Source organism: uncultured Shewanella sp., assembly GCF_947495455.1.
Taxonomy (GTDB): Bacteria; Pseudomonadota; Gammaproteobacteria; order Enterobacterales; family Shewanellaceae; genus Shewanella.
Window position 1 is genome coordinate 1 of record NZ_CANLZC010000144.1, and the last position, 10793, is coordinate 10793.

Below are 10793 nucleotides of genomic sequence, written 5' to 3' on the forward strand. Positions count from 1 at the left end.
TTATTATGGTTGTTTGGAGTATTTTACCTCAAAACCCTTGATGTGGCTGCTTTATATAAGGGGACACCTAAGGTTTTCAAGGTAGAGATTTAGCCTCTTGGAAAGACAGAATTTTAGGTGGAAAGGATGAAATAGTATTTTCTCATATGGGACTGGTTTATGACGCAACGGGCGAACAATTGATTGGTTGTGGTTTGTTGCGTATTGTTAAAGTGCCTTTCAAAGAGGGTTATATTAATCAGTTTCAAGTGAATGTGACTTCTTTACCTGCTTTTAATACTGGCGATTTACTGGTTGGTTTTTTTGCCATAGAGCCAAGGCGCTTTTTATTAAGGCATTATGCCGAGACGAACATTGGATTTGATAACTTCATTTCTCCTATGGGCTATCAGTTATTCATGACGATATTCTATGAGTCTTATCCTTCGATGAGAAGGGTTGCTATTGAACCTTATGAAACCATTTTACGTTTTTTAGCAGAACGTCAAGGTTATCAACATATCAGTGAATGGCGATATAAAGCGAATTCAATCATGCAAGGTCAAATCAATACTGAAATGTGTAAGAAATTGCCTCATAAATTTTTCGCACTTGAAACAGGACTCAGATCTCAAGAGGGGCTATCGACGATTGTTCCTGTTACGGTTAAAAATTTAAGACCCATCAATAGCAGAACAAAAGCCATTTATCAATTACCATCATAGCCAGTGTCAATGAATCGAAACGGAGACAGCGATTGCGCCTATTGCCAAAAGAGCGGTCTGTTTTCCTATTCGGTACTGGTCTCAAAAGAAAGGTTTTTATATTATGGGCTTAATTTAGGTTAAGCAGAAGAGCATTAATGAAAAGACATTTTGATAGTTTGTCTCGTGAAATGTCACAAAGCAGACAAATGGCTCACGAGATATGTCGCCAATTCTCCCGTAGTCCGAGTAAAGGGAATTTAAAACGTCTGAAAACACTGTTTGCTCATTGCGGAGAGAGTGTGTTTATTGAGGCAGGCTTTTATTGTGATTATGGGCATTTTATTGAAATAGGCGATCGTGTATTCATCAATATTAATTGTACTATTTTAGACGCAGGTCGAGTGAGTATTGGTCATGATACCTTAATTGGACCGAATGTTCAGATATTGGCAGTGACCCATGATGTGGATCCCGAGGTAAGATTGAAAAAAGGCAGTTATGCTCAGAATGTGAGTATTGGAAATAATGTATGGCTAGCGGCGGGGGTGATTATTTCTCCTGGCGTGACTGTGGGAGATAATAGCGTTGTCGGGGCGGGGAGTGTCGTGACCAGTGATGTTGAGGCTAACAGTTTATATGTGGGCCACCCTGCGGTAAAAGTAAAGACTATTTAATTCATTAACGGTTGTGGTTGTTGTTCAGCTTGACGTTCATTTATGTGGATTGACACAGATGTGACACTATTTTATTGAGAGGTTGGCTATACTTCATGAACATGAATAATACTCATCTTTATGAAGTATTAGACGTGTAGACATCTAAACGTCCTTATGTATAATGGAGTCAAGAGCATGATGTTAAGCTTAAAGAAAGTATTTATTTTTATCGTTTCTCCATTTTTATTAATGGCTTGTGCAACACCTGATGAATATGTAGTTATTGATGGCATAGTGAGTTATCAAGCGCCGGTGCGTTTACCGGATGCAGCAGTTTTAACCGTGAAGCTAAAAGATATCACGGATCGCTCTCAACCTGCGGTTATTTTGGATGAGCTTAATCGAGAGAATGCCACTTTGCCCGCTCGCTTTTCTTTTACAGTGCCTCGGGAAGAGCTGGTAGAAGGTCATATGGATATCATTAGGGCCTATGTGAAGTATAAAGATAAGCTGATGTTTATGAATATAAATGCGATTAAAATTGATCCTTATTCTAACGAGCCTTTACTCATTATGCTTGAAAAAGTCAGTGAATAATTGAGAGTGAGTCTATTTGCTGGCTGGGTAATTGGCTTATCAAATATGAAATAGAGGCGCAGTATGCCGGTAAAAATACCTGATGATCTTCCTGCTGCAGAAGTACTAGGATCAGAAAATATTTTCACTATGTCAGAAACTAGGGCAAAAAATCAAGATATTAGACCTATGAAGGTCCTTATTTTAAATCTCATGCCCAATAAGATTGAAACAGAAACCCAGTTACTTCGATTATTAGGTAATACACCTCTGCAAGTTGATGTTGATTTGTTGCGTATTCATGACAAAACCTCTAAACATACGTCAATTGAGCATATGGAAAATTTTTATCGCGATTTTGAAGATATTAGGCATAAAAACTATGATGGTTTAATGATCACGGGAGCCCCTTTAGGTTTGTTGCCTTTTGAAGAGGTGAGCTATTGGGATCATATTCGTGATATTATCGATTGGTCTCAGCAGCATGTGACGTCGGTATTGTTTTTATGTTGGGCGGCTCATGCTGCCCTTTATCATTTATATGGATTGCATCGGCATGTGCTCAAAAAAAAGCGTTCAGGGGTTTATTTACATCAACGAACGGGACGGCATTATCCTTTATTAAGAGGATTTGACGATGAGTTCTTTGCGCCACATTCACGTTACGCTGAAATGGATGTGGATGAGCTTAAAGCGCACCCTGATTTAAATGTATTAACGGAATCCAGTGAGGCGGGAGCCTACATGGTGTTAAGCCAAGATAACCGTAATTTATTTGTCATGGGGCATCCTGAATATCAAAAATTTACTTTAGATGAAGAATATCAACGTGATTTGAAAGAGGGCATTGCGCCGGATCAACCTCAAAATTATTATCTGAATAATGATCCCAGTAATAAGCCGATTGCAAGATGGTATGGCCATGGTAATTTATTGATCAGTAATTGGTTAAATTATTATGTTTATCAATTAACGCCGTATGATCTTTCGAAAATTAGTCATGATTTACCAAGGTCGGCGAATAAAAGTTGAAAGTATGAAATGTTGAGTTTGATGAAAATTTATGCTTCCTCTTATGATATTGAGGAAGCATATTAAAGCTTATTTTTGAGATGAATAATAAGCAGCTAGATTAATAATATCTTGCTCGCTTAGCATTTTTGCCATAGGCTCCATGGCAGCGGCTTGCCCTCCCTTACGCTCACCTGCTTTATACGCTTTTAATGAAGAAATTAAATAAGCTTCGTTTTGCCCGCCGATATTGGGATAGATAGGCATGATGGCTTTGCCTGTCACACCGTGGCAGGCGACACAAATAGTGGTGGCTTTGGTTTTACCCGCTTCAATATCAGGAGCGCCTGCTTTGGCTTCTTCTGCTGTTGCGGATGTTGCTGTAATTAATGCGGCAGCAGCTAACATAAGGTTACGATTCATTGCTCTTCCTTTTTGACGAGTTTTACACGGTCAGTATTACTGCGTGAATACCGTGATGAAAATTGAATTGTTAAGTGAATCATAGTAAGGAAAATCACTCCTTGTAGATTTGTCATATCTCTTTATTGTCGAGTGATTCATCATGTTGAAGTACACCAACCGCATTGGAATACTAACCCTTCACAGAATCCTTCTGAACGGCGATAAATGTGCTTGCTGTTATCGCCAGTTGCTACATGAATGTTTATTTTTTAACATTTAAAGAGATTAATGTAAATGCGGACATTCATGGCTATTTTAAAAAAATCCATCATAAAACGCTCAATTCCTTATTATATAAAGGGTTGCACTATCATCATTAATGTCTCTCATCTGTTTTTTAATATTGAATTTGTGATCTAAAAGTAGAATAGATGGTACAATGGGGGGGATTTAGTATTGGAATAAAAGGACTTTGTGAGTCGTTGTGTGGATCTTATTCATTTTTTCGAGAATACATACCGCTTTATTGATTCATTCTGTGAGGTATAGCAGCAAAGTGGCTTTCAATTAAGTTTTTGATATTGAATATTTAAATATCAGTAAGTGTGATAAAAATAATAATAAAGGTAAGTTGGATGCAATTGACGGATATTACCGTATTAAAAACCGCATTAGATTGGTTATATCAAGATAAAACCATTTGGTTATGTACGATATTAAAGACTTATGGTTCTGCCCCTCGTCCTGTTGGTGCATTGTTTGTGACAGATGGTCATTTAAGGCGAGGCTCTATCTCTGGCGGATGTTTAGAAGATGCTTTTATTGAAATGTTAAATGATGGTGATTTTCATCGTTCGGCTTCAATATTTTCATATGGCGATCATCTACAAGGGGAAGCGATTGCAGCTGAGTTACCTTGTGGTGGCAGGATCCGCTTATTAGTGGAATGTTTACGCCCCTCTGCTCAGGTTTTCGCTCATTTAGAACAATGGTTGCAGTGGGCACAATCCCATTTTGCTTACGTGCGCCATGTTCAACTTCAATGTGATGGAATGCATATTGAGTTAACCACAGAGCAAGCTTGCTTGCCTGTGGTTGAAAGCCCAGATCGGATTGAGGTGCATTATGAGCAAGTTTGGAAGTGCATCATACTTGGGATCAGTCAGGTGGGAATGAGTGTGGCTCAATTAGCTATCATGGCAGGCTATGAAGTGCATGTGTGTGATATGAGAAAACAATTTGAGTCGAGTTGGACCTATACCGCTGAAAAGGGCGGAGTCGATGTCACTTGGATTTCTCCTGATATTTTAGTGGATAAACTTGCTGACCGAAGAACGGCCGTTTTAGCGTTAGCCCATGATCCTCGAATTGATGATTTGGGGCTGATGAGTGCCTTTGAATCCAAGGCTTTTTATCTTGGTGCCATGGGGTCAAAAAGAACCAGTATTGCTCGAGAAGAAAGGCTGAAACGTGTGTGTGATTTGTCTTCCTCAGACTTAACGCGGTTACATGCGCCCATTGGATTAAATATTGGTAGTAAAACCCCGGTAGAAATTGCTATTGCCATCATGGCTGATGTGATCCGAGTTAAAAATCATATTTCCCTTGATGCGCTTTAGCTGCCGATATTCAGTTTATGGAGTTAGCGATAAAGTGAATAGAATAACATCAATAAGATTGATGTTATTAGCGAATAAAATTTAAGAGGCGTTTTTGCTTAAGTCTAAATCGAGATCACCATCGGGTACGCAACAGCAAGGTAAGCATTCACCTTTGTCAAGGTGCGCCAAAGGCTCGGTTATATAATAGACTTTGCCATTGATAACCTTGGTTTTACAGGCACCGCAAAATCCACTACGACATTCTGAAAATATCCTGATGTTTTTTTGCTCTAAGGCTTCTAGCAAGCTATTTGACTCTTGATGAGTATATAGCAAGCTAGGTTCACCTTGAAGGCTGACGATTGCAGCCTTCTGATAACGATGCTTATAGGTCAAAGTCGAGGAACTCAGAGCCATCCACCGACGCATCGATTTGCCCGACAAGGTATGATGATACTTCAACTTCTTGAGGGGCGACTTGTACTGAATCGCTTTCTAACCAAGTTTTCATCCAAGGCAGTGGATTTGAGCGCTCTTCATAAGCCGGAGTGAGATTAATGGCTTTCATACGTTCATTGGTAATGTATTCAACATATTGACACAGTATTTGTTCATTAAGGCCAATCATAGAGCCATCTTTAAATAAGTACTCCGCCCAATCTTTTTCTTGTTCAGCGGCTTTAACAAAAATATCATAAGCTTGCTGTTCACATTCACTGGCAATTTCGCCCATTTCAGGATCATCTTTCCCTGCTGCCATCAACTTTAAAATGTGCTGAGTACTATTAAGGTGCAATGCTTCATCACGGGCGATTAATCGAATAATTTTGGCATTACCTTCCATTACATTTCTTTCGGCAAAGGCAAAAGAGCAGGCAAAACTCACATAAAAGCGAATGGCTTCAAGTACATTAACTGAGACCATACATAAATACAGGGCTTTTTTGATTGCTCTTTGATTAACAATACGTGTCTCGCCTTGGATTGTATGTGTACCTTCACCCAGTAGGTTGTAGGCTTGGGTGAGGGCGATAAGATCATCATAGTAATGGGCAATATCAGATGCGCGCTTTAAAATTTCCTCATTGACGACAATGTCATCAAAGACACTTGATGGCTCATTAACAATATTACGTATGATGTGAGTATAAGAGCGTGAATGGATCGTTTCTGAAAATGACCAAGTTTCAATCCAAGTTTCAAGCTCTGGTAGTGACACTAAAGGTAAAAAAGCCACATTGGGTGAGCGACCTTGAATAGAGTCTAGTAGCGTTTGGTATTTTAAGTTGGAAATAAAAATGTGTTTTTCATGCTCTGGCAATGCGGCATAGTCAATTTTGTCTTTACTGACATCGACTTCTTCTGGGCGCCAGAAAAAAGATAATTGTTTTTCTATAAGTTTTTCAAAGACTTCATATTTTTGTTGGTCGTAACGTGCAACGTTGACCGATTGCCCCATAAACATAGGTTCACGACTAGCATCGTTAGGAGTTTGACAAAAAGTTGAATAGGCCATGATTTTCGATTTCCAAAAGATAGGGGCGTTATGCCCCTATTATATAGTTAACTGAGTAATGCAGCGATAAATTGATTATATCTTACATGCGCCGCCAGCACAGCCATCATCTTCCTCTTCAACACTGACGATATCATCATGTTGATCAGAGGCACCATCACGGGTGTTATGGTAGTACAAGGTTTTAAGGCCCAACTTGTAAGCCGACAATAAATCTTTTAACAGCACTTGCATAGGGACTTTATTATCGTCAAATCGTAATGGATCATAATTAGTATTGGCAGAAATGGCTTGATCCACAAATTTTTGCATTAAACCGACTAGTTGTAAGTAACCTTGGTTATTTGGCATTTGCCATAGCAATTCATACTTGTCTTTCAGGATATCGAGATCAGGAACGACTTGTTTTAATTGGCCATCTTTACTAGCTTTAACGCTGATAAGTCCTCGTGGTGGTTCAATACCATTAGTGGCATTAGAGATTTGAGAAGAGGTCTCAGAAGGCATTAATGCTGATAACGTGGAATTACGCAGTCCATGTGCTTTGATGTCTTGACGCAGTGATTCCCAATCAAGGTGTAGCGGCTCATCACAGATGTTGTCAAGATCACGTTTGTAGGTATCAATGGGTAAAATACCTTGTGAGTAGGTGGTTTCATGGAACAAAGGACATGCACCTTGTTCTTTTGCCACTGTCATAGAGGCTTTTAATAAATAGTATTGAATGGCTTCAAAGGTTCTGTGAGTCAACCCGTTGGCTGAACCATCGGAATATTTCACGCCATTTTTCGCTAAATAATTAGCAAAGTTGATGACGCCTATTCCTAAGGTGCGGCGATTCATTGAGGCTGAACGGGCAGCTTCAATGGGATAATCTTGATAATCGAGCAAGTTATCTAGAGCACGTACGGCTAGCTCGGCTAAAGGTTCAATTTCATCAAGGGAATCAATGGCCCCTAAGTTAATCGCTGAGAGGGTACATAGCGCAATTTCACCTTCAGGATCGTTGATGTTATTCAGTGGCTTAGTGGGTAAGGCAATCTCAAGACATAAATTAGATTGTCTGATTGGCGCCACTTGTGCATCAAATGGACTATGAGTATTACAGTGATCAACGTTTTGAATATAAATACGGCCTGTTGAAGCACGCTCTTGCATCATTAAAGAAAAGAGTTCAATGGCGTTGACTTGTGTTTTTCGAATACTATTATCTTGTTCATATTGCAGATATAAACGTTCGAACTCATCTTGGTTTTCAAAAAAAGCATCATAAAGACCTAGAACATCAGATGGGCTAAATAAACTGATCACGCCACCTTTAATCATGCGCTGATACATGAGTTTGTTAATTTGTACACCGTAGTCTAAATGACGGATGCGGTTATCTTCTACACCTCGGTTATTTTTAAGTACCAGTAGAGATTCGACTTCCAAATGCCAAATTGGGTAGAAAAGCGTGGCTGCGCCACCACGTACACCGCCTTGAGAGCAAGATTTAACAGCGGTTTGGAAATGCTTGTAAAAAGGAATACAACCGGTATGAAAAGCTTCTCCTCCTCGAATAGGGCTGCCTAATGCTCGAATACGACCGGCATTAATACCTATTCCCGCACGCTGACTGACGTATTTTACGATAGAAGAAGAGGTGGCATTGATAGAGTCTAAGCTATCATCACATTCAATGAGCACACAAGAGCTAAATTGACGCGTAGGGGTGCGCACACCCGCCATGATAGGGGTAGGCAATGAAATTTTAAATTTAGATGTCGCATCGTAGAAATCTTTGATGTAATTGAGGCGAGTCTCTTTTGGATACTTAGCAAATAAACTTGCGGCGACTAAAATATATAAAAATTGTGCGCTTTCATAAACTTCATTCGTCACGCGGTTTTGGACTAAGTATTTACCTTCCAGTTGTTTCACGGCGGCATAAGAAAAATCCATGTCACGCCAATGATCGATAAAGCTATCGAGTAAAGTCAACTCCTCACTGGAGTAGTCTTCGAGTAAATGCGCATCATATTTGCCGATATCGACAAGTTTCTTAATATGGGTTTCAAGTGTGGGCGGCTCAAATTGACCAAAGGCTTTTTTACGTAAATGAAAAATAGCAAGTCGAGCAGCTAAGAATTGATAATCGGGAGATTCGGGCGAAATCAAATCTGCGGCGGCTTTAATGATGGTTTCATGAATTGCTTCTGTGGGAATCCCATCAAAAAATTGTAAATGTGATCTCAGCTCTACTTCAGAAACAGAGACATTGTTGAGTCCTTTCGCTGCCCAAGTGATCACACGGTGGATTTTGTCGAGATCGATCGTCTCACGTTCACCGCTACGCTTGGTGACTGTCAAATTGCTATTCATTAATAGTGGGGCCTTGGTTCTTTATATTCATGTTAGCGATCCCGTTAAGATCGCAATAGGTGTTCATATCAAAATCAAATAATGACTGATAAAATTGGGATTAATTTCTTTACTTGACACTAGGGGCCTTATCGTGCCTGCAAATGTTACCTACACACAATATATGGTGTTTTGTGATTTATTGAATACAAGATAGTGCGGTTTGGGCTATTTTGCAAGTGAGAATTTTGGGCACAAGTTGTGGATATCTTGAGGATAATAGCCTCAGTTAGTAATGGCTAACCCTTTGAGGCTTGTTTTTATATAAGTAAAATTTTAACGACTGAAAATTGAACGCTTCGCATCAAATGTAAAGATCAGAACGTGACTGGCGGATCCTTATTCAAGGACAGTTTTCATTGGCCATGTGGCTGTGTGTTAAAGTTGTTCATTTAACCATTTCTCAAATGATTTTCCAGCTTCAAAATAGTACTGAGCAGGCCAGTCATTGGGGGTATCAGTCTGGCTGATATAACCCCAAAGTGCGACGGCACCGATCATATTGGCATTTTCAGCAGCAATAAGATCACGCTCTGCATCTCCGATATATAAAATACTGTGGGGTGCGCAGCCCATCTGCTGAGCTGCAAGCCACATAGGTGCAGTGTGAGGTTTAGACTTAAGCGTGCTATCACCACTGATAATAGTACGCATACGTTGAGTTAACTTTAATGCATCCAGCAATGGTCTTGCAAATCGCGCGGCTTTATTGGTGACAATGCCATAAGGAATATTCTTATGGTCTAATAATGAAAGCACGGCATCGAGCCCATCAAATATTTTCGTATTATCACCATTAATAGAGTGGTAATGGTGTAATAACCTTTGTTGTATTTTTGTTTTTTTGTCACAAGATAAGCTAGGTAGCACCGCGTTGACTAAGGCAAAACTGCCATGAGAAGCGAAAGGCCGCATTCTTTCTAAACTGTATTGTGGGTAACCAAACTCCTTTAGGCTGAGGTTAAGTGCGGCGACTAAATCGGGAGCGGTGTCGGCGAGGGTACCATCAAGATCAAATAAAACGCCTTTAATGAAGGGTGAGTGAGAGGGTGCTGAATGGATTTCTAATATAGAAGAGGTTGCTGTATTAGTCATTTTTGACTGTCGCTATCATGTAATTGACATCAAGTTTTTGGGTATATTTAAATAGACCGGTTAGAGGGTTATACGTGATACCCGTTGCATCAGTGCATTGAAGCTGTGCCTGTTCTGCCAGTGCAATTAATTCCGATGGTTTAATAAATTTTTTGTGATCATGAGTACCGATAGGCAGCATTTTTAATAGGTACTCTGCACCTATAATGGTTTGGAGATAGGCCATCATATTACGGTTAATGGTGGAAAAGAACACATAACCACCGGGTTTGACCATATCGGAGCATGCTTGAATGACTGAGCTGGGATCAGGTACATGTTCTAACATTTCCATACACGTTACCACATCATAGCTTTCCTGATGATTGTCTCTATGGGCTTCAGCTGTGCTTTTAATATAGTTGATATTAACTTTTGCTGCTAATGCATGCAGGCGGGCGATCTCTAAAGGTTCTTCTCCCATATCGAGCCCATCAACTTTTGCCCCCAATTTAGCCATACTTTCGGATAAAATGCCGCCTCCGCAACCGACATCGAGTACCCGCATACCAAAAATCCCTCCTGCGGTTTGATCAATATAGTTGAGTCTAAGGGGGTTGAGTTTATGGAGTGGTTTGAACTCTCCTTGTGGATCCCACCAAGATGATGCCATTTTCTCAAATTTTGCAATTTCTTCAGGATCGACATTTGTGTTGTGTTGCACGTTTATACCTTTAATTACCAATGTTTTCGATTAGTTTATCGTTATTAGTGATGATTAACAAAGGTAATATACCCGTGACTGAGGGATCCCCACTTTTCTGGCTCATAAACAATGAATACTGATTGTGAAGTGAGCCAAGTT

At 39.8% G+C, this 10793-nt stretch carries 11 protein-coding genes; 5 read left to right on the forward strand and 6 right to left on the reverse strand.

The genetic code is table 11. The features are described 5' to 3' along the window. The first annotated feature begins 146 nt into the window (after positions 1 to 146). The 4 genes from Q0791_RS23010 (at position 147) to metA (ending at position 2950) form a co-directional block, all read left to right on the forward strand. Positions 147 to 704, forward strand: coding sequence for a hypothetical protein (locus Q0791_RS23010; RefSeq protein WP_299011545.1), 558 nt, complete (start codon positions 147 to 149; stop codon positions 702 to 704). 137 nt (positions 705 to 841) lie between these two features. After that, on the forward strand, positions 842 to 1360 hold the full coding sequence (locus Q0791_RS23015) for a sugar O-acetyltransferase (protein WP_299011546.1): 519 nt from the start codon (positions 842 to 844) through the stop codon (positions 1358 to 1360). A 177-nt stretch (positions 1361 to 1537) separates the two neighbouring features. Further along, positions 1538 to 1939 carry a YbaY family lipoprotein gene (locus Q0791_RS23020; RefSeq protein ID WP_299011547.1) on the forward strand — a complete coding sequence of 134 codons (402 nt, stop codon included), beginning with the start codon at positions 1538 to 1540 and terminating at the stop codon, positions 1937 to 1939. Positions 1940 to 2002: 63 nt separating this feature from the next. After that, positions 2003 to 2950 (forward strand): homoserine O-succinyltransferase, encoded by a 948-nt coding sequence (gene metA, locus Q0791_RS23025; RefSeq protein ID WP_299011548.1) that lies wholly within the window; start codon positions 2003 to 2005, stop codon positions 2948 to 2950. Between the two features lie 69 nt (positions 2951 to 3019). Here metA and Q0791_RS23030 read toward each other — a convergent pair whose 3' ends face one another. After that, positions 3020 to 3352, reverse strand: a complete 333-nt coding sequence (locus Q0791_RS23030) for a cytochrome c (protein ID WP_299011549.1) — start codon at positions 3350 to 3352, stop codon at positions 3020 to 3022. 617 nt (positions 3353 to 3969) lie between these two features. Between Q0791_RS23030 and Q0791_RS23035 the strand changes: the two genes are divergently transcribed. After that, entirely contained in the window at positions 3970 to 4953 is a 984-nt protein-coding gene (locus Q0791_RS23035; protein ID WP_299011550.1) for an XdhC family protein, read from the forward strand. Between the two features lie 81 nt (positions 4954 to 5034). Here the strand turns inward: Q0791_RS23035 and yfaE are convergent, their stop codons facing one another. The 5 genes from yfaE to ubiG all read right to left on the reverse strand — a co-directional run bounded on the left by yfaE (position 5035) and on the right by ubiG (position 10652). Beyond that, the gene (gene yfaE, locus Q0791_RS23040) at positions 5035 to 5352 is read right to left on the reverse strand and encodes a class I ribonucleotide reductase maintenance protein YfaE (RefSeq protein WP_299011551.1); all 318 of its coding nucleotides are present in this window, start codon (positions 5350 to 5352) and stop codon (positions 5035 to 5037) included. Next, on the reverse strand, positions 5321 to 6451 hold the full coding sequence (gene nrdB / locus Q0791_RS23045; RefSeq protein ID WP_299011553.1) for a class Ia ribonucleoside-diphosphate reductase subunit beta: 1131 nt from the start codon (positions 6449 to 6451) through the stop codon (positions 5321 to 5323). Before nrdB ends, yfaE begins: the two co-directional genes overlap by 32 nt. 75 nt (positions 6452 to 6526) lie before the next feature. Then, positions 6527 to 8815, reverse strand: a complete 2289-nt coding sequence (gene nrdA / locus Q0791_RS23050) for a class 1a ribonucleoside-diphosphate reductase subunit alpha (RefSeq protein ID WP_299011555.1) — start codon at positions 8813 to 8815, stop codon at positions 6527 to 6529. Between the two features lie 417 nt (positions 8816 to 9232). Then, complete coding sequence (locus Q0791_RS23055) at positions 9233 to 9949, reverse strand: HAD-IA family hydrolase (protein ID WP_299011557.1); 717 nt, start codon at positions 9947 to 9949, stop codon at positions 9233 to 9235. Next, complete coding sequence (gene ubiG / locus Q0791_RS23060) at positions 9942 to 10652, reverse strand: bifunctional 2-polyprenyl-6-hydroxyphenol methylase/3-demethylubiquinol 3-O-methyltransferase UbiG (protein ID WP_299011559.1); 711 nt, start codon at positions 10650 to 10652, stop codon at positions 9942 to 9944. Before ubiG ends, Q0791_RS23055 begins: the two co-directional genes overlap by 8 nt. Between the last annotated feature and the right edge of the window lie 141 nt (positions 10653 to 10793).

Excerpts from the sequence above, each read along its gene's own strand:
- Q0791_RS23055 (WP_299011557.1), bottom strand. The coding sequence starts at position 9,949 with ATGACTAATACAGCAACCTCTTCTATATTAGAAATCCATTCAGCACCC.
- nrdB (WP_299011553.1), bottom strand. The coding sequence starts at position 6,451 with ATGGCCTATTCAACTTTTTGTCAAACTCCTAACGATGCTAGTCGTGAA.
- yfaE (WP_299011551.1), bottom strand. The coding sequence starts at position 5,352 with ATGGCTCTGAGTTCCTCGACTTTGACCTATAAGCATCGTTATCAGAAG.
- metA (WP_299011548.1), top strand. The coding sequence starts at position 2,003 with ATGCCGGTAAAAATACCTGATGATCTTCCTGCTGCAGAAGTACTAGGA.
- Q0791_RS23015 (WP_299011546.1), top strand. The coding sequence starts at position 842 with ATGAAAAGACATTTTGATAGTTTGTCTCGTGAAATGTCACAAAGCAGA.
- Q0791_RS23010 (WP_299011545.1), top strand. The coding sequence starts at position 147 with ATGGGACTGGTTTATGACGCAACGGGCGAACAATTGATTGGTTGTGGT.
- Q0791_RS23020 (WP_299011547.1), top strand. The coding sequence starts at position 1,538 with ATGATGTTAAGCTTAAAGAAAGTATTTATTTTTATCGTTTCTCCATTT.
- Q0791_RS23035 (WP_299011550.1), top strand. The coding sequence starts at position 3,970 with ATGCAATTGACGGATATTACCGTATTAAAAACCGCATTAGATTGGTTA.
- nrdA (WP_299011555.1), bottom strand. The coding sequence starts at position 8,815 with ATGAATAGCAATTTGACAGTCACCAAGCGTAGCGGTGAACGTGAGACG.
- Q0791_RS23030 (WP_299011549.1), bottom strand. The coding sequence starts at position 3,352 with ATGAATCGTAACCTTATGTTAGCTGCTGCCGCATTAATTACAGCAACA.